Origin of the sequence: Actibacterium pelagium (assembly GCF_002285415.1) — a bacterium.
GTDB lineage: Bacteria > Pseudomonadota > Alphaproteobacteria > Rhodobacterales > Rhodobacteraceae > Actibacterium_B > Actibacterium_B pelagium.
Window position 1 is genome coordinate 226,284 of record NZ_NSBU01000004.1, and the last position, 19,810, is coordinate 246,093.

Annotated in this window: 14 protein-coding genes; 12 read left to right on the plus strand and 2 right to left on the minus strand. The window is 59.5% G+C overall.

Annotated elements, in window-relative coordinates; all coding sequences use genetic code 11:
• The first annotated feature begins 41 nt into the window (after window positions 1-41).
• The 11 genes from CLM58_RS01350 (at window position 42) to CLM58_RS01400 (ending at window position 17,281) form a co-directional block, all read left to right on the plus strand.
• Window positions 42-2,198: a type VI secretion system Vgr family protein gene (locus CLM58_RS01350; RefSeq protein ID WP_095594116.1), complete on the plus strand. Its 2,157-nt coding sequence runs from the start codon at window positions 42-44 to the stop codon at window positions 2,196-2,198.
• Window positions 2,199-2,209: 11 nt separating this feature from the next.
• A complete protein-coding gene (locus tag CLM58_RS01355; protein ID WP_095594117.1) occupies window positions 2,210-2,821 on the plus strand; it encodes a DUF6931 family protein in 612 nt (203 codons plus the stop codon).
• Between the two features lie 26 nt (window positions 2,822-2,847).
• On the plus strand, window positions 2,848-3,123 hold the full coding sequence (locus CLM58_RS01360) for a PAAR domain-containing protein (protein ID WP_229666210.1): 276 nt from the start codon (window positions 2,848-2,850) through the stop codon (window positions 3,121-3,123).
• Window positions 3,124-3,130: 7 nt separating this feature from the next.
• Complete coding sequence (gene tagH, locus CLM58_RS01365) at window positions 3,131-4,555, plus strand: type VI secretion system-associated FHA domain protein TagH (protein ID WP_095594119.1); 1,425 nt, start codon at window positions 3,131-3,133, stop codon at window positions 4,553-4,555.
• 51 nt (window positions 4,556-4,606) lie between these two features.
• Entirely contained in the window at window positions 4,607-5,947 is a 1,341-nt protein-coding gene (tssK, locus tag CLM58_RS01370; protein ID WP_095594120.1) for a type VI secretion system baseplate subunit TssK, read from the plus strand.
• Between the two features lie 18 nt (window positions 5,948-5,965).
• Window positions 5,966-7,369: a type VI secretion system protein TssL, long form gene (gene tssL / locus CLM58_RS01375; RefSeq protein ID WP_095594121.1), complete on the plus strand. Its 1,404-nt coding sequence runs from the start codon at window positions 5,966-5,968 to the stop codon at window positions 7,367-7,369.
• Window positions 7,366-10,929 (plus strand): type VI secretion system membrane subunit TssM, encoded by a 3,564-nt coding sequence (gene tssM / locus CLM58_RS01380; protein WP_095594122.1) that lies wholly within the window; start codon window positions 7,366-7,368, stop codon window positions 10,927-10,929. The genes tssL and tssM overlap by 4 nt, the downstream gene beginning before the upstream one ends.
• On the plus strand, window positions 10,929-11,606 hold the full coding sequence (gene tagF, locus CLM58_RS01385) for a type VI secretion system-associated protein TagF (protein WP_095594123.1): 678 nt from the start codon (window positions 10,929-10,931) through the stop codon (window positions 11,604-11,606). The genes tssM and tagF overlap by 1 nt, the downstream gene beginning before the upstream one ends.
• On the plus strand, window positions 11,603-12,319 hold the full coding sequence (locus CLM58_RS01390) for a PP2C family protein-serine/threonine phosphatase (RefSeq protein WP_095594124.1): 717 nt from the start codon (window positions 11,603-11,605) through the stop codon (window positions 12,317-12,319). The genes tagF and CLM58_RS01390 overlap by 4 nt, the downstream gene beginning before the upstream one ends.
• Window positions 12,320-12,436: 117 nt before the next feature.
• Window positions 12,437-13,894: an efflux RND transporter periplasmic adaptor subunit gene (locus CLM58_RS01395; protein WP_095594125.1), complete on the plus strand. Its 1,458-nt coding sequence runs from the start codon at window positions 12,437-12,439 to the stop codon at window positions 13,892-13,894.
• 3 nt (window positions 13,895-13,897) lie between these two features.
• Complete coding sequence (locus tag CLM58_RS01400) at window positions 13,898-17,281, plus strand: efflux RND transporter permease subunit (protein WP_095594126.1); 3,384 nt, start codon at window positions 13,898-13,900, stop codon at window positions 17,279-17,281.
• Here CLM58_RS01400 and CLM58_RS01405 read toward each other — a convergent pair.
• The gene (locus tag CLM58_RS01405) at window positions 17,278-18,078 is read right to left on the minus strand and encodes a protein-disulfide reductase DsbD domain-containing protein (protein ID WP_095594127.1); all 801 of its coding nucleotides are present in this window, start codon (window positions 18,076-18,078) and stop codon (window positions 17,278-17,280) included. The two genes, CLM58_RS01400 and CLM58_RS01405, sit on opposite strands and share 4 nt — an antisense overlap.
• A gap of 115 nt (window positions 18,079-18,193) precedes the next feature.
• Here CLM58_RS01405 and CLM58_RS01410 point away from each other — a divergent pair, with 115 nt between their 5' ends.
• Window positions 18,194-18,748 (plus strand): YqgE/AlgH family protein, encoded by a 555-nt coding sequence (locus CLM58_RS01410; protein WP_095594128.1) that lies wholly within the window; start codon window positions 18,194-18,196, stop codon window positions 18,746-18,748.
• Here the strand turns inward: CLM58_RS01410 and CLM58_RS01415 are convergent.
• Entirely contained in the window at window positions 18,745-19,695 is a 951-nt protein-coding gene (locus CLM58_RS01415) for an L-threonylcarbamoyladenylate synthase (protein ID WP_095594129.1), read from the minus strand. The genes CLM58_RS01410 and CLM58_RS01415 overlap by 4 nt on opposite strands.
• Between the last annotated feature and the right edge of the window lie 115 nt (window positions 19,696-19,810).

Consider the following 19,810-nt stretch of genomic DNA (forward strand, 5'->3'; position numbering starts at 1 on the left):
TCGCGGGGTGACAGGGTCACCAACGCGCGAAAGGATGAACCATGGTAGAAAGCAAAGAGCATGACAAGGTCATCTTCTGGATGTCCGGAAGCTACTCTGTCAAAAAACTGCAGGTCCGAAGGGCCATCGTGAAAGAGAAGCTTGGAACGCTGACCGATATCCGGATCGAGTTCCAATCCTCCGACACCAAGGTCGATATTGAAGATCTGTTGGGGCAGACCATGACGCTGCACCTCGACACGACCTCGGAGATCGAGCGCAAATTTAGTGGCCATTGCGTATCTGTCGAAAACCTTGGGCTTTTTGATGGGTACATGCAGCTGGTTGCTGAAGTGCGTCCGTGGCCATGGTTCCTGACTCAGGTGCGTGACAACCGCATCTTTCAGGAAAAAACCACCAAAGAAATTATTACTGAAGTCTTCGGTGATCACGGTTTCAGTGACTACGAATGGCGCGCGAATGCCATCACGAACAAACGGAATTATTGCGTTCAGTACAACGAGACCGACTTCGATTTCATCAGCCGCCTTATGCAAGAAGAGGGCATGACCTATTGGTTCAACTACAAGGACTCAAAGGCGAAAATGGTCATCATGGACGATGGCAGCAGCATGACGCCGGTCGAAGGTGGCGCTGACATCGAGTATCGTCCAAGAAGTGACAGTGTGACTGGTGAATATATCGCTGAGTTCACGCAACAACGCGCCGTGCGAACGGGCAAAATCTCTTTGGACGACTATCAATTTGTCACCCCTAAGGCGAAGCTTGAGGTCAAAGCTCAGGAGGGAACGACAGCCAAGCATAAACACAAATCCTATGAGGCCTATGACGTGCCCGGTCGCTATCGCAAGGGGGATGCTGCCGATACTGGTATGGGCACGAAATTTGCCCAGGCCCGACAGGACGCCAAGGATACCGAGGCCATGCAATACCGCGGGGCCGGCAACGTGCCGCGGATCGCGACCGGGCAGACCTTCAAACTAACCGATCACGAAGCGAGTGCCTATAACAAGGAATACCTGATCTCTGAGGCCGTGCACTACTTGCAGACGGAATCGGACTACAAGCAAGATTCAAAGCGCAGAGACCTTGATCTGGGCCCTGACCCCTTCCCGGAAGAGATGGCGGGGGATGTTTACAACTGCACTTTCGGAGCCGTTCTGAAGACCAACCCGTTCCGCAACGAACGCACAATTCCGTGGCCAGAGATTCCGGGCCTGCAGACAGCGTTGGTTGTCGGCCCGTCAGGTGAAGAGATCCACACTGACGAACACGGTCGTATCAAAGTTCAATTCCACTGGGATCGCGACGGCAAGAAGAACGACAAGTCTTCATGCTGGGTGCGGGTGGTTACCCCGTGGTCTGGCAAGAACTGGGGCATGATCCACATACCGCGCATCGGGCAAGAGGTTGTGATCCAATTCGAAGATGGCAACCCGGATCGACCTATCTGTACCGGGATGCTGTACAACAAGGACACGATGCCACCCTACACGTTGCCAGCCAACCAAACCCAGTCTGGGATCAAGACCAACAGCTCCAAGGGGGGCGGTGGTTTCAACGAGTTGATGTTCGAGGACAAGAAAGACGAAGAGCTTGTCCGCTTTCAGGCCGAGAAAGATTATTTGGGCATCATCAAGAATAATGCCGACATCACAATCGGTCTTGAAAAGAAGGCTGAGGGCAATCTCACCCAGACAATCCACAATCACAAAACTGAAACCCTGCTAGAAGGGAGCCATACGTTTACGGTTGAAAAGGGGGATGAGACCTACACGATCAACAAAGGTAACCAGACTCTTTTGATTGAAGAAGGCAACCAGACAACAACAATTGGTAAAGGGGACCAGACCTTTTCCATCGAGACTGGCAGTCAGACCATCGAAATCAAGAAGGACAAAACCCAGACGATCGAAGGTAAGCACACCAAAACAATCACCGGAAACGATGCCACCACAGTCAAGACCGGGAACATGACGGTCAATGTAAGTGCTGGCAAAATCGAGATGACAGCCGCCCAGAAGATCGAGCTGAAGGTCGGCGGCTCGTCGATAAAGATCGACCCGTCTGGCATCACGATCAAGGGGCCGATGGTCAAGATCCAGGGCGACGCCATGGCAGAAATGAAGAGCCCGCTGACCACTGTTAAAGCTGACGGCATGCTGACCCTGAAGGGCAGCCTGACGATGATCAACTAAGGGGTCGGGTGATGAGCGAACGATTTGCAAACCTGACCAAAGTCCCCCGCGAACCAGCGGCGCGACTTCTGGCAAATGCCAACACCCGACTTGCGACGCCAATCAAGGCGCCGGCCAGCGCGGCCCCGGACGTTGTGCTGGCCGAGCTGGAATCTCAGGGCGCGATGATCGATATGCTGCGGCTTCTGTCGATCATGCTGCCCGCTCGGGAACGCGTTTGGTGGGCCTGTTTGGCGGCACGGGACTATATCGGGCCAAAGTCCGAAAATGACCCACCCCCGCTGGTGGCGGCCGAGGCCTGGGTGTTCAAACCTTCGGATGAAAGCCGTGATGCAGCCCGGGCCACCATCGACCTTGCCGACGTGGATGACGACACGGTCAACTGTGCCATCAGCGTACTTTATTCCGATGGGACTTTGGGTACTGGCGATCTTGCGCAACATCCGGCCCCAGCTGGCGCCGCGGAAGTGGCGGCATTCGCAATGAACGTGGTAGCCTTGGGCGAATTGTCTGATAGATTTGAAGAGCATGGCCAGCTTTTGATCGACCGGGCGCTGGACATCGCGCGCGGAGGCAATGGCCGGGTAGAGCCTTCCTCTGAACAGAAGGACGAAAACGCATGACGTTTCCACAGGCCAGAGTCACAGACATGCACGGGTGTTTGCTGCCCGCGACACCCGGCCCGCCCTTACCTCCGCCGGGTGCACCTGCGCCAATTCTTCCACCTTGCGAGGTGACCGTTCTTGTCGGCAAGTTGCCTGCGGCCAGAATGACAGACCTGGCTACAGCCGCACCGCCACATCCTATCATCAAGGGTTCCGGAACTGTGTTGATTGGCAAATTGCCAGCTGCGCGCTTGATGGATAACTGTGCTTGTGGTGGGTTCATTATTAAAGGAGAATTCACCGTCCTGACGGGCGGTTAAACGTCGTATGCCAGTAACGCTGAAATTCCAGTCTACGGGGCTTGTCCCCGGCGATGCCCGCCCGCTGAAGATGAGGGGCGGTAGCCTGACCGTAGGCCGCGGTCCCACCAACGATCTTGTTCTGCCCGACCCTGACCGAACACTGTCAAAGAACCACTTTGTGATCGAGGATCACAACGGCAATGTCATGATCGTCGACCTGTCGACCAACGGGACATTCCTGAACTATTCCAAGATCCCCTTGGGCAAGACCCCGACCCCCCTGAACAACGGCGACATCCTCAGCGTTGGCGGTTATGAAATGGTGGTCGAAATTTTAGACGAACTGGCCGATGTGGGCGGGCAGATGCTGGATCCGCTAGGCCAGGATATGGTCTCTCCCGGCGTCGCGCAAAACGCGCCGGATCCGATGTCTTTGCTGGATGACTCTGGACCCGAAGGCGATTTTCTGGACGATCTACTGGGCGCTCCTGAGGGGCCAAAAGGACCCTCGCAACTGGATTACACCGATCCGATCAACGAGCTTCTGCCGCCTGTTGGGGAAGAGGAAGACCCGTTCTTTCAAAAACCCGCAGACGGAAATGATGGGCAAGGCGCCAGTGCTCCGCATCATAACCCTTCGGTGACGGATTCCTTCGCGTCCGGCGGGGCGTCGAGCAACATGATCCCGGACGACTGGGACGATCTTCTGGCCCCTGATACGCCGGAAGATCCGCCCGCACCGCCCCCTGCGACTCCCGCTCCGCCTGTCGCCGCGCCAACCCCCGAACCCCCAGTAGCCCCGGCCCCGCCCGCCGAACCCCTGGCGGAAAGCGAGAAGACAGAGGTCACACCAGCCCTGATGTCCGGCGACCAATCGGCGGCGAGGGCGTTCCTCAAATCCGTCTCGGATGACGAGATCGCAATCAGTGACGACGACCTGCAAACCACGATGGCCCGCATGGGCCGGGTGATGAAGGCTATGATCACAGGCCTGCGCGAAATCCTTATGACGCGCACCTCGATCAAGTCGGAATTCCGCATTGAGCAGACCATGATCAGCGCAGGCGGAAACAACCCGCTGAAGTTCTCGATCAGTCCCGAACAGGCGATCGAAGCATTGGTGAAGCCCGCGACCAAGGGCTACCTTGGTGCAGAAACCGCGACTGAACAGGCCTTGAATGACATCAAGGCGCATGAGGTCGCGATGGTCACAGGGATGGAGGCCGCCCTGAAAGGTGTCCTGTCCAAACTTGATCCAGCAGCTTTGGAGGAAAAGCTGGAATCAGGTGGCGGGTTAGGCGGCCTCTTGAAAGGCAAGAAAGCCCGGTACTGGGAAGTTTACGAAAAGATGTATGCCGAGATTTCGGATCAGGCAGAAAACGATTTCCACGAGCTCTTCAGCCGCGAATTTGCGCGTGCGTATAAAGAGCAACTGGATAAACTGAAATAAGCGGCCAACAAGGTCGATCAGCGCCGTTAGGCGCCAGCAGGAGGGTATTACGTGTCCTGGGACAGCAAGGTGCTTTGGACCGAGGGTTTGTTTCTACAGCCCCACCATTTTCAGCAGGCCGACCGCTATACAGAGGCGCTGGTCGCCGGTCTGGCGCGGCGTATCAGCCCCTATGCCTGGGGAGTGAACGAGTTAGAGATCGACGACGAAGCGTTGAAGATCGGACAGTTTGCGATCAAGTCCGCCTCGGGTCTGACCCACGACGGAACTGTGTTCCGCGTACCGCAAACCGACGACCACCCGCCCGCGCTAGAGGTGCCGACCACGATTAAGGATTGCGTGGTCTACCTGACCGTTCCGCAACGTCGTCAGGGTGCGACAGAGGTCGACATGTCAGGCGCCGAAATGTCAGCCAGCCGACTGCGCCCGTCTGAACAGGAAATCACCGACACGATGGGCAAAGAGCAAAAGCCGGTCACTATTGGTGTCGGTAAGATGCGCTTGCAGTTCGCATTGGCGGTGGATGATCTGGCCGACAAACTGGCCATTCCGATCGCCAAAGTGATCGAAGTACGTCCCGACAAAGAGATCGTGCTTGATCGTGGCTTTGTCCCAAGCTGTCTGGACATCCGCGCCGCGCAGCCGCTGGCCGGGTTTGTGAATGAACTGGAGGGGCTTCTGGCCCACCGTATGACTGCCCTGTCCGGTCGTCTGTCTGAAAGCGGCCCCAGCAAGGGCGCGGCAGAGATTCAAGACTTCCTGTTGCTGATGTGCGTGAACAAGTCGCTGCCGCTCTTCCGGCATCTCGCGCAAATCGAGAACGCCCATCCCGAGGCCGTTTACAAGGCCTGTGTCTCGCTCGCAGGTGAGCTTGCGACGTTCATGAGCGACGACAAGGCGACGCCCGAATTTCCGCCCTATGCACATGATGAGCTGACCGAGACCTACGCCCCGGTGATCCGCGCCCTGCGCCAGTATCTTAGTTCGGTGCTGGAGCAGACTGCGATTTCCATCGCACTCGAGCCACGGAAGTACGGCATCAGCGTGGGCGTTATTGCCGACCGCAAGCTTTTGGGCAACGCGGGCTTTGTGCTGGCCGTCAACGCCGATATCCCCGCCGAGGATGTGCGCCGTCATTTCGCCGGTCAGTGCAAGATCGGCCCGGTCGAGGAAATTCGCCAGCTTGTGAACTCGGCGCTGCCGGGCATCACACTGAGACCCTTGCCGGTCGCCCCGCGCCAGATCCCGTATCACGCGGGGGTCGTATATTTTGAAATGGATGGCGACAGCCCCTATTGGCGCAAGATGACAACCTCGGGTGGCATCGCCGTACACGTGTCGGGGGAATATCCCGGCCTGAAAATGGAACTCTGGGCAATCCGGAACAGTTGATTTTGAAGGAACAGTCCCATGCATGGTGACGATCCGTTTGCAGAACCCGATGATACCGACAAAACGGTGATCCGCCCCAATCCGGGCGGTCGTCGCGGTATGGCCCCGCAGCAACCTGCGGCAGCACCGATGCCTGCGCCAGAATACCCGGCCACACCAGCAGGTGACGCATATGGCGTTCCTCAACAGCAGGCACCGGCGTCGACGCGACAGCCATCGGGTGGAGGCGACATGCAGGCCTCTCAGACCGGCATGAATCGTCTGAACGCCTGCGCGACCACGCTGTTTTCACTGATCAGCCGTATCCGCAACCGCGCCCAGCACATGGACCCCGACACCTTGCGCAAGAACGTGGTGGCCGAAGTGCGCGGTTTTGAAAATCGTGCGCTTCAAGCAGGCATTCCCGCACAGACCGTCAAGGTCGCGCGCTACGCGCTTTGCGCGACCCTTGATGACGTGGTGCTCAACACGCCTTGGGGCGGGCAATCTAGCTGGGGCCTTCAGTCGATGGTCGGCACATTCCACCGTGAAACCGTGGGCGGTGACCGCTTCTACGACTTGCTGGCACGGCTGGAAAAAGAGCCTGCGAACAACATCGACATGCTGGAGTTCCTGTACATGTGCCTGTCCCTTGGGTTTGAGGGGCGCTTGCGCGTGGAACAGGGTGGCGCGGACAAACACCTGCAAATCCGCAACGGTCTGGCTCGGATCATCCGGGCACAGCGCGGCCCCGTGGAACGCGACCTGTCGCCCAACTGGGAAGGGGTGATGAAACCCTTCCGGAAATTGTCAGCTTGGCGCATTGTCTGGATTTCGATTGCCGTGACCGGGGCGATCCTTGCGCTGCAGTTCACCGGCCTCAGCTATGCGCTGTCGACCTCGACCGAGCGCCTGATCGGCCAGCTCTCAGTTATCGACGCTGGCACCCCGGCAGAACTTCAGCGACGGGCTCCCCCGCCGCCGCCACCACCGCCACCGCCGCAAATCGAAACCGTGACGAATTTCCTTCAGCCCGAGATCAACGAAGGGCTGGTCGAGGTCTTCCAGCAGGGCAACACCCTGACCATTCGTCTGGTGGGGTCTGGCATGTTCGGGTCCGGCTCGGACGAGCTTCAGGATAAATTCAAAGGTCCGATCCAGCGCGTCGCTACTGCGCTGAACGACCAGCCAGGGCCTGTGATTATTGCAGGCCACTCGGACAATGTGCCGATACGCTCGTCTCGTTTCCCGTCCAACATGCACCTGTCGCTGGCGCGTGCGAAATCGGTGATGAATTCGATTGCCGCGAACCTGAACGATCCCTCGCGCCTTAGCGCCGAGGGTCGGGCCGACAAGCAACCGATTGCAGACAACGCCACCCGCGAAGGTCGTGCGCGCAACCGCCGAATTGAAATCCTGCTCGTGCAGGAGAACGAGTCATGATTAGACGTTATATCCTTCCCCTCTTCCGCTCGATCTACACGGCCCTGATATTTATGGCCGCGATCTTCTCGTGCCTGATCTGGTTCTTTGGCAGTTTTGTCGGCTCGGACACGTGGCGCCCGTTTGATGGCGCGACAAACCGTTGGATCGCGATTGGGGTTCTGTGGTTCATCACGCTGGCGATCCTGCTGACGATCTTCCTGATCCGTCGCAAGCGTGAGAAGGCGATGACCGAAGAGATCGTTGAATCGGTGGATACCAGCGACGACATGATCGCCAATGAAGTGAAAGAACTGCGTGGCAAGTTAAAAACCGCTATGGCGGAACTGCGCAAATCGAAGAACGGGCGCAAGCATCTGAACGAACTGCCTTGGTACGTCATGATCGGCCCACCGGGCGCGGGTAAGACGACCGCTATCGTAAACTCTGGCCTGCAATTCCCCCTGGCTGACGAAATGGGTAAGACCGCGATTGGCGGCGTGGGCGGGACTCGCAACTGCGACTGGTGGTTCACGAATGAAGCCGTCCTGATCGACACGGCAGGCCGCTATACAACTCAGGAAAGCGATGCCGAGGCGGACAATGCCGCGTGGCTGGGCTTTCTTGGTCTGCTGAAGAAATATCGCAAACGCCAGCCGATAAACGGGGCGATGATTGCGATCAGCCTGTCAGATCTGTCCATGCAGGACGAGCTCACGCAGAAAAACCACGCCAAGGCGGTTCGCCTGCGCCTGAACGAGTTGCGCGAAAAGCTTGGTGTCCGCTTCCCGGTTTATGTGCTGTTCACCAAGGCCGACCTGATCGCAGGCTTCACCGAATTCCACGACAATCTAGGTAAAGAAGACCGCGAACAGGTCTGGGGTTTCACCCTGCCCGTGGATTCAACCAAGGGCGACCAGTCGCCGGTTGCCCATTTTGACGAAGAATTCGGCATGCTTCTGTCGCAGCTGAACGCACAGTCACTGGAGCGGATGCAGCAAGAGGTCGACCATCAGCGACGCGCCCTGATCGCAGGTTTCCCGTCGCAAGTGGCTTCGGTCCGGCAGGTGGCGAAAGAGTTCTTGGAAGAGGTGTTTCAGGACAACCGCTACCAGAACCGACAGATGTTGCGCGGGGTGTATTTTACTTCCGGCACGCAGGAAGGCACACCGATCGACCGTCTGATGATGGGAATGGCCCGGACTTTCGGCATTGGCCGTCAGGTGATTGGTACGGGGCAAGGGTCTGGCCGGTCCTATTTCCTGACCCGTCTTTTCGAACAGGTCATTTTCAACGAAGCCGGACTGGTCTCGGCCGATGACAAGGTGGAACGCCGCTACCGCTGGACCAAGCGGGCGGCCATTGCCGCGACCATTCTTGCGGCCATCGGCATGGGCGCAATCTGGGTGCGCAGCTATTTGGGCAACGAGGCGATGATCGCCGAGGCCGCCGAAAGCGTAGAAGCCTATCAGACCGCCGCGGTTACCCTGCCCACCAGTCCGATTGGCGACACTGACTTGGTGCCTGTTGTCACCGCACTGAATAGCCTGCGCGATATGCCGGCCAACCCGGCCCTGTCCGATCCAGACCCAGAACGCAAACTGACCTGGGGGCTTTATCAGGGCGAGGTCATCGGCACGCAGGCCGCGCAGACTTATCGTGCGGCCCTGAACCAGCGGTTACTGCCCCGTCTTCTGCTTCGTCTGGAAGAACAGATCAGCGGCAACATGAACAATCCCGATCTGCTGTACGAGGCGCTGAAGGTTTACCTGATGCTGGGCTCGCAAGGTCCGATGAACCGCGATCTGGTTATGGAATGGATGCAGCTGGATTGGTCTCTGGCCTTTGCAGGACCGGGGCGGGCGCAGTTCCGTTCGGACCTGACCGACCACATGACCGCCATGCTAGACATGCCCATGCAGGAAATCGCCCTGAACGGCCCGCTGGTCGAGCAGGTGCAGGGTATCCTGTCTGAACTGCCTTTGGCTCAACGGGTCTATAACGGGATCATCAACTCGGCACAGGCAACGGCCCTGCCGAAATGGCGTTTGACCGACGCGGGCGGCCCTGCCGTTAGCCGCGTCTTGGTGCGGTCCTCTGGCAAACCTCTGAACGAAGGGATTGAGGGCATCTTCACCTATGACGGGTTCAACAATGTCTTCCTGTCCGAGGCGCTTGGCGTCGCCACACGTATCCAACGCGAAAGCTGGGTTCTGGGCCCGCGAGGCGAGGCGGAACAGACCGATCAGGCGCTGGCGCTGCTTAGCCGGGACGTGCTGGACCTGTATTACAACGATTACATCTCGCGCTATGATGCGATCCTTGCGGATATCGACATCGTTCCGATGGAAAGCCTGAGCCACGCGGTCGAAGTTACAAATGTACTGTCGGGGCCAACCTCTCCCATCGTGAACATCCTGACCGAGATCTCGAACGAAACCAAGCTGACAGAGGATCGGAGCCTTCTTGGAACTGGCGCTCTGTCTGACGGCGTCGGCGCAGTTGCCGCGCTTGAGGCACGGTCGAACCTGTCGATCCAAGGGCAGATCCTGATGGAAGCGCTTCAGTCGACCGCCACGGCTGATGGCACTCCACCGAAACCACCCGGGGCCTATGTCGCAGATCGCTTTGACTGGCTGCACCAGTTGGTGGAACGCCCGGAAGAGCAACCTTCGCAGCTGGACGGGCTAATCGGTGCGCTGACGCAAGTTTATCAAGAGCTGAATAAGATGTCGTTCAGCGGGTCCTCTTCCGGCGGTCAGCAAGGTGCAGCCCTGCTGCAGTTCCAGGAAATGTCCTCACGCGTTCAAGGGCCGATGCAACGGTGGGCGTCACAGATCACGACCGGGTCCTCGGGGATTGCCGCCGATGGCACACGGTCTTCAATCAATGCCGCGTGGCAGGCCAATATCCTGCCCTTCTGTGAACAGGCGCTGGCGAACCGCTATCCGTTCAAACGCTCGGCCGGGGCTGATGTGGCGATGCAAGACTTCCAGAAGCTGTTTTCTCCCGGTGGCCTGATTGACGGTTTCGTCAATCAACACCTGATCCGCAACCTCGACACGCGATCGCGTCCGTGGACGTCGAAGCGGGTAAACGGGGTTGATCTGGGCCTGTCACCGACCTCGATCCAGCAGATGCAATATGCAGCAGAGATCCGAGAGGCGTTCTTTGCCAATGGTGCCGCCCCGGCTGTCGCGTTCCAGATTACGCCTGAAGCGCTGGATCCCAAGGCCAAGTCCGTCTCGTTGCAGATCGACGGGCAGGAAGTTGGCTTCAAGCATCGCGGGGGCAGCACCAATCCGGTGCCAGTCACTTGGCCGGGCAACGTGGGTTTCGCACAGGTGTCGTTTGAACCTTCGTCACGCAACAGCGAAAGCACGATGCGCAAGGACGGGCCATGGGCATGGTTCCGGTTGCTGGACGCGGCCGAGGTGCGCCGCACCAATGTATCGGACCGCAAGCGGGTGATCTTCAACGTTGGGGGCCGGATCGCGATCTTCCAGCTACAGTCTGGATCCGTGATTAACCCCTTCGCCCTGCCCGCCCTGACCAAGTTCAGCTGCCCGAAGTCGTTCTGATGGCAGGAAAGGTCGGCGCATTCGGTAAGATGCCCTCGGTCGGGGATTTCTTCCGCATTGATGCTCCTGCTGGCTTTGTACAGTCGTGGGACGCATGGCTGCAGCAAGGCATGCTGGCCGCTGCAGGCGCGCTTGGGCCAACTTGGGACGACAGCTATATGAGCGCGCCGATCTGGCGGTTTTCCTTGTCAGCCGGGCTGGCAGGCAAAGAGGCGGCGATCGGCGTGCTGATGCCTTCGGTCGACCGGGTCGGACGGCGTTTTCCACTGACACTGATGTGCCCGGTCTCGGCCCCGGCCATGCAATCGCACCTGACTGCCACAACGACATTCGAGGCGCTGGAAGACATCGCCTTGGATGCGCTTGGGGACGACATGACCCGCGATGTATTGATCGACCGGCTGGCGTCGATTGAAGCACCAACCTCTGCCGCTGCTCCCAACCTGCAAACAACGGGCGTAACACTATCGCTGACCGAAGCTCAATCAGAAGGCGATTTGGCCGCTCCTCTGTCAGTGGGCTTGGCCGATCAACGCTATCACGCGCCCAGCATCTGGACCGCCGTCCTGAACGAAGGTCGCCGCAGCCTGATATGTGAGGGCCTGCCGCAAGGTGCCGAACAGGTGGCTCTATTCGATCTGACCTCCCCCATCTGGAAAGAGGCCCAATCTCCATGACAACCCAGTTCCGTTTCTCAGCCCAAAGCCATGTTGGCCTAAAGCGTAAGGTCAACGAAGACTCGGTGATTTCCTTGCCGGAGCAGAAACTTTGGGTTGTCAGCGACGGAATGGGGGGTCACGCGGCGGGGGATTTTGCCAGTCAGCTGATCACCGATACGGTAGCCATGATCCCGGTCGGGCTTGGCCCTGCGGAACGGATGCATGCGCTACGGGATTCCATCCACCGATCTCACGACGCCATCAAGGCAGAGGCCGCAGCCCGCGGTGGCGGAACGATTGGCGCAACGGTTGTTTCGCTGATGATTTCGGACGGGCATTTCATGATCTTCTGGGCAGGCGACAGCCGCGCCTATCTACTGCGGGATCGCCAAATCGAGATGCTGACGACAGACCACTCCGTGGTCGCCTCATTGGTCGAAGCTGGCCAGATGACATGGGACGAGGCAGAGCATCACCCCCAATCCAATGCCATCACACGCGCTGTCGGCGTTGGTGGTGAACTGGAACTGGACAAGGTGCGCGGTGAGCTTCGGTCCGGCGACAGATTCCTTTTGTGCTCTGACGGGCTGACGAAATACGCTACGTTCGACATTTTGAAAAACGCGCTGTCGAATACGCCGATCGAAACGGTGACCGACAAGCTGATGCAAATCGCGCTTGCTGGCGGTGGCGCGGATAACATTTCGATCATCGTCGTCGATATTCTTTGAAAAAAGTGACGGAAACCCGAAAGCTCGACGTATAAGCCTTAAGCTTGGCGGCTTGGACCCTTGGCCCTATCTTAAATGGCAGGGGTGTTTTGCCCTTGGAATCAAAAAGGAATTCACATGCGTTTCCTGCGCCGCAGTCTGGTCGGCCTGTTTCTTTTGGCGGTGACGGTGGGGCTTTTGGTCTTTGCCGGCTCGAATTTCTATGGCGCGTTGCAAGACCGGATGGCCGAAGACAATCGCCGCCCCGGCGCTCGCGAGCGTGTCTTCTCGGCCAATGTGCTGACGGTCACAGCCCAAGAAATCACCCCGGTTCTGGAAACTCACGGCGAACTACGTAGCCGCCGGACGCTGGATTTGCGCACCAAGACGGGCGGGACCGTCGTCACCCTGCATGAGAATTTCGAAGAAGGTGGCGTGGTAGAGGCCGGTGCGCTTTTGCTGCAGGTCGATCCTGCTGATGCCCAAAGCGCTCTGGATCGCAGCTTGGCCGATCAGGCCGATGCGCAGGCGGAACTGCGTGACGCGGAACGTGGGTTGGAACTGGCCCGCGACGAGCTTGCAGCGGCCGAGGCCCAGATGGACCTGCGCAGCCAAGCTTTGGCGCGTCAACAGGATCTGCGTCAGCGCGGCGTCGGGACGGATGCCGCTGTCGAAACCGCTGCGTTGGCAGAGGCGGCAGCGCGTTCTGCCCTGCTGTCAGAGCGTCGGGCTTTGGCCAATAGTGAAACACAGCTGGAATTGGCGCGGGCCACCCTGTCGCGCCAATCCCTGCTGGTTGCCGAGGCCGAACGTGATCTGGCGGACACCACCCTTTACGCGGCGTTTGACGGCGCGCTTAGCAATGTGTCTCTGGTGGCCGGTGGTCTGGTGACGGCCAATGAACAGGTCGCGCAACTGATCGACCCCGAACTGCTGGAAGTGACCTTCCGGGTCTCTACCGCGCAATACGCGCGGCTGCTGGACGGTGATGGGCGGCTTCAGAATGCGGATGTGACCGTCGCGCTAGAGGTGCTGGGGGCTGAACTGACCGCCTCGGGTCGGATCACCCGCGAGAGCGCGGCTGTGGCAGAGGGCCAGACCGGACGGCTTTTGTTTGCGCGGTTAGAGGATGCGCCGGGCTTCCGCCCCGGGGATTTCGTGACCGTTCGTGTGAAAGAGCCAGAACTGGCAAACGTAACCCTCTTGCCTGCGTCTGCGGTAGACGCGGCCGGGACCGTGTTGGTTCTGGGCGAAGACGACCGCCTTGAAACGGCCGAAGTCCGGGTCCTGCGCAGACAAGGTGACAACGTCATCGTCCGCGCGAGCGCGTTGGAAGGGCGCGAAATTGTGGCCGAGCGCACCCCTGTTCTGGGCGCAGGCATCAAGATCAACCCGCTGCGCAAGGGCGCCGCGCCGGTGGTCGAGGAACCCGAGATGGTCACTCTGACGCCAGAACGCCGTGCCAAGCTGATTGCCGCAGTGGAAAACAACAAACGCATGCCGCAACAGGCGCGCGACCGTATTCTGGCACAGCTTGCCAAGGAACAGGTTCCCGCCGCCATGATAGAGCGCCTAGAGCGCCGCACTGGGGGCTAGGGCATGTCCGGGCGCATCTCTTCCGGGGCTGGCGGCCTCCTGTCTTACTTCACACGCCATCGGACGGCGGCGAACCTGCTGCTTGTCATCCTGATTGCGCTTGGGCTTGCTGCGCTTCCTCGGATGCGGGCGCAGTTCTTCCCCGATGTGATTATCGACAACGTGTCCGTCTCGGTTGCGTGGAACGGTGCGGGGGCCGAAGACATCGACACCGCGATCATCCAGCCGTTGGAACCGGCGCTGATTTCGGTCGAAGGGGTGGCAGAGGCGACATCGACAGCCCGCGAAGGGTTCGCGTCGATCCACCTGGAATTCGAGCCGGATTGGGACATGGCGCGCGCCGCCGAGGATGTGCAGGCCGCCGTGGATACGGTGACCGATCTGCCCGAAGACGCGGAAGAACCCGAGGTCTCGCGCGGGGCGTGGCGCGACCGGGTCACCGACGTGGTGATCACCGGCCCGGTCGGGGTCGACCAGTTGGGCCGGTTTGCCGATGAATTCGTGGAACGGTTGTTTGCCGTGGGTGTGGCCCGCACCACGATCCGCGGAGTGGCCGCACCCGAAACCATTGTCGAGGTTCCGTCTGCCTCGTTGATCCGCCACGATGTGACCATGGCCCAGATTGCCAGCGCCATCGCGGCAGAGGTCGACACGGACCCTGCCGGTGACGTGACCGGCGCGAACGCCCGTGTCCGGACCGGTCAGGAAAAGCGTAGCGCTGATCAGATCGAAGGCATCGTTCTGCGCGCGAATGAGGACGGATCGAACCTGCTCGTCGGCGACGTCGCACGGGTTCTGGTCGAAGGTGTCGACCGCGACCGCGCCTATTTCGTCGGAGAAAACCCGGCAATTTCGGTTCGGGTAGACCGGTCAGCGCAGGGTGATGCGATCCGCATTCAGGCGAAGGTGCAAGAGGTCGCAGACGAGATGCAGCTTTCGCTGCCACAGGGCACCTCGATCGATCTGATCCGAACCCGCGCCGAGGCGATCAGTGGCCGCCTGAACATCCTGACCAGCAACGGGCTGACGGGTCTGGCGCTGGTGGTGACGCTGCTGTTCCTGTTCCTGAATGCCCGCACCGCGTTTTGGGTCGCTGCAGGCATCCCTGTGGCGATGCTGGCGACGATTGCATTGATGTATGTGGCCGGGCTGACGATCAACATGATCTCTTTGTTTGCCTTGATCATCACACTTGGGATCGTCGTGGATGACGCGATTGTCGTGGGCGAACATGCAGATTTCCGCGCCCGACGACTTAAGGAAAGCCCGACAGAAGCCGCTGAAAACGCCGCGCGTCGCATGGCGGCACCAGTGTTTTCGGCCACGATCACGACCATCATCGCCTTCTTCGGGCTGACTGCCATTAGCGGGCGCTTCGGCGACCTGATTCAGGACATCCCGTTCACCGTGATCGTCGTTCTGACGGCGTCATTGGTGGAATGCTTCCTGATCCTGCCCAACCACATGTCCCACGCCCTGACCCATACAGCGAAGGAACATTGGTACGACTGGCCCTCCCGGACGGTCAACAAGGGGTTCAACTGGGTCCGTCGTCACATCTTCCGCCGCCTGATCGCAGGGGTGATCGTCGCGCGCTATCCGGTGATGGCGCTGGTGATCGTGGTTTTGGTCTCGCAACTGGCCGTCTTCATGCGCGGCGATGTGCAGTGGCGGTTCTTCAACGCGCCGGAACGCGGATCGATCTCTGGCAACTTCGCGATGGTCGAAGGCGCGACCCGCGCCGATACGCTGGAGATGATGCGTGAGATGCAGCGCGCAGCCAATGCCGTGGCCGACCGCTACGAGGCAGAGCATGGCACCAACCCGCTGGACTATGTTGTGGCAGAGGTTGGCGGGAATACCGGCCGGGGCCTTTCCGGTGTGGACACCAAAAGCACCGATCTTCTGGGCAGCCTTGCCATCGAGTTGATCGATGCCGACCTGCGCCCTTACTCATCGTTCCAGTTCTTAGGTGATCTTCAGGACGAAGTTCGCCAGCATCCGCTGGCCGAGGTCGTCAGCTTCCGCGGCTGGCGCTCTGGCCCTGGAGGGGACTCGCTGGATGTAGAGTTCTACGGGGCCGAGGCGCAGGTTCTTAAGAATGCCGCCGAAGCGTTGAAAACCGCCGTCGCGCAATTCCCCGAGGTTTCTGCCGTTGAAGACAGCCTTGCCTATGACAAGGAAGAACTGCTGCTAGAGCTTACACCGCAGGGTGCCGCAGTGGGCTTCACTGTTGATGACCTGTCGCGCGTGTTGCGCAACCGCTTGAACGGGATCGAGGCCGCAACCTATCCCGTCGGACGTCGCTCTGCCTCGATCAAGGTGCAATTGCCCGAAGGCGAATTGCGCGCCGACTTTCTTGACCGCGTCATGCTGCGCTCTGCCAGCGGAGAGTACCTGCCACTGGCCGATATCGTGACTGTCTCGCGCTCGATCGGCTTCTCGCGCGTGGTGCGTGAAAACGGGCTGCGCGTTGTGTCGGTGACGGGGGATATCTCGGAAGACGATCCTGCCCGTGCCGAAGAAATCATGGCCACGCTGGAGAATGAGATCCTTCCCAAGATCGAATCCGATCATTCGGTCAGGTGGGTACTGGCAGGTCTGGCCGAGCAGGAAAACCGGTTCCTGAACGACGCGCTGGTCGGGTTTGGCCTGTGCATGATCGGGATTTACCTTACCCTGGCATGGATATTCTCTAGCTGGACGCGACCCTTGGTGGTTCTGGCCATCGTGCCATTCGGGCTGGTCGGCACGATCTATGGTCACGCGCAGTGGGAGGTACCACTGTCGATGTTCAGCGTCGTTGGGCTGATCGGCATGAGCGGTATCATCATCAACGACTCGATCGTTCTGGTCACAACCATCGACGAATACGCCGAGAAACGTGGGCTGATTCCCGCGATCATCGACGGGGCCGCGGACCGTTTACGCCCTGTACTGCTGACCACGCTCACCACGGTTCTTGGGCTGGCCCCATTGCTGTTCGAGAAGTCCTCGCAAGCGCAGTTCCTGAAGCCCACGGTGATTACTCTGGTCTATGGTCTTGGGTTTGGGATGGTGCTGGTGCTTTTGGTCGTGCCTGCACTGTTGGCGGCGCAGCAGGATGTCGCGATGAACGTACGCTCTGCCCGTCGGGCGCTTCGCGCAAAAGGGGCGATGGTTCCGGTGGGATTGGCTGGTCTGGCAATGGCGGCTGTCTTGGCATCGACGATGGGGGCGGTTCTGGTAACCGGCACCCTGCCCGATTTCTGGCTAACGCTGTTGCCTATGGCAGCAACCGGCAGCCCCTTGTCGGGCGCACTGATGCTGTTCCTGATAGGAGCAGCCGCTATAGCGCTGGTCACCTATGTGCTTGGGGCGGTGATGATACGCCGGCGCGCTGCTTAGCTGCCGCTGCAACCCTGAATATCAATCCCGGCCTTATCTCCCAAAACCGTAATGCGCACATCGGATCGGTTAAGCGAAAACGGGGCCGCGTTCGCAGGCACCATGTCGACCGTTGCAACAATCTGACCGCCCTCGTGCTGCATCTTTGCCTCGGACACCCAGATGGTGGGATCGGCCAGCTCAACAATGACATAGTCCTTTCCACCTAGCTGCGGTGCCTTCATCCGAAGAGTCATCTGCAAACCGTCCGAGATCGGTGCAATCTGGCATACGACCTTCCCGATACCGGCCTTCTTGCCGCTCACCGGCTGATCCGCCAAAGCTGCGCGGATCGCGGGTGTATTGTCGATAGCGCCCGTTTGGGTGAACTCCAGCTCAACCGGCACGCAGACATCCTTGCAAACCCCGATTTGCAGCGAGCCTTTGACTGATACCGGTTTTCCGGGCTGCGAGGGGTAAAGCTCTATCGGCAGGATCAGCTGCTCTGCGTAGCCAACCGAATAGAAGATATCCTGCTTGAACACTTTTGGTGTGGGCCAATGCAGCGCGACCGATTGCAGGTTTTTCGACCCACCCCAGTCGAACACCGGGGGAATGCCCGCCTCTCCGGGTTTGCGCCAGTAGGTTTTCCAGCCCGGTTCCAGTGTGATCGACAGGGCCGCCATGTGGCTGCCCGACTTGGTGGTCCAGCCCGACAGGTATTCCACCTGCGCGACTTCGCTGAAGTCTTGCGCCGCGGCCCCAAGCGGGACCAAGGCCATCATCAGGCCCAAAATTTTCGATATGCGTCTGCTCATGAGGTCAAAATAGGCAGTTTGGCGCGATGTGGAAGTCACGTTTAAGCGACGGTCTCGTAACTATTTCTTGGGATGGGCTTGCACGACGTGCTTCGTGCCCCCACCATATCCTTATATGGATCTGACCGGAAAACTCTTGATTGCCATGCCCGGGATGGGCGATCCGCGCTTTGACCAAAGCGTGGTCTTCATGTGCGCACATTCCGATGACGGCGCGATGGGGTTGATCGTGAACAAACCCGCCGATCAGGTTTCCTTCAAGGATCTGCTAGAGCAGCTTGGCATCCCCAGACAATCCGAAGACGATGGAATTCACGTCTATTTCGGTGGTCCTGTGGATCATGCGCGGGGGTTTGTCCTGCATTCCGGTGATTACGACGTTCCCCCGGCAACGCTGCATGTGGATGACAGCTTTGGCATGACCGCGACCCTCGCGATTTTGGAAGACCTTGCCTATGGCCAGGGTCCGAAGAAAAGCCTGCTGGCCCTTGGCTATGCCGGATGGGGGCCCGGTCAGCTGGAAGATGAGATTCAGGCAAACGGTTGGCTGACCTGCGACGCCAGTCCCGATCTGGTCTTTGGCGAGGAAGACGGGGACAAATGGGCGCAGGCGTTGGCCTCGATGGGTGTCGATGCGCGGCTCTTGTCCGCTGACGCCGGGCGCGCCTAGGGGCGCGGGGCCGCGGCGCGGGTCAAGCGGTCAAGGATGGCCACTCCAAGCCCATGAGCCGGGATCGGCGCAACTGCGATCGACTGGCCTTCTGTCGCAAGATAATCCAGCTTCCTGAGATATCCGAACAGGTTCGCCGCAGCTTCGACCAGATCGCCAGACGGGGACAGGTTCAGCGTGGCCTCTTTACAGTCTGGGCCAAAGCCCAACCAAAGCTCTGTGTCTTCCGGCTTGCTTACGTTCAGGCGCACCGCTGCGCCGGGTGCGTAATGAGAGCTTAGCTGCCCCGGTGCGGTTGGGGCGGCACCCATCGTGTGGGACCGAAGCGGCGCACCAAGGCAAGCCTCGATCGCTTCTGCTGGCAGCCCCCCGGGGCGCAGCAAGGTCGGACCACCTTCAAACCCGACGATGGTGGATTCCAAACCGACAGAGCAGGACCCCCCATCAAGCACCGCAGCAATCTTGCTGGACAAGCCTTCGATCACGTGCTCGGCACTGGTCGGGCTGATCTTGCCCGACGGGTTTGCCGATGGGGCGGCGACCGGACCACCGACCGCCCGAAGAAGGTCTTGCGCCAACGGCAGGTCGGGAACGCGCAGCGCGATCGTGTCCAGCCCGGCGGTGACCAGTGGCGCGATCCCGGCGTCGTCCCGCAGCGGCAGAACCAACGTCAAAGGACCGGGCCAGAAGGCGCTGGCCAAACGCTCTGCCTGATCGTCGAAAACTGCAATAGTCCAGGCAGTTTCCAGATCTGCGACATGGGCGATCAGCGGGTTGAAATGCGGTCGTCCCTTGGCCGCGAAAATCTGCGCCACAGCCTGATCGTTGGTCGCATCCGCGCCAAGCCCATAGACGGTCTCGGTCGGAAAGGCGACCAACTTACCCTCACGTAAGAGCGAGGCAGCGCGGTCGATATCCGTGTCAGAGGCAGTCAGGTGATCGGTCATTTTTCCCGGTTCTTGTGACGTGGCGTTTCACTTGTTGCCGTAAGGGAATGTTCTAATGTGCCTTGCGACAATGAAAGACTATTACGCGCGCGACCTTGTGGTCACAAGGTTCAAT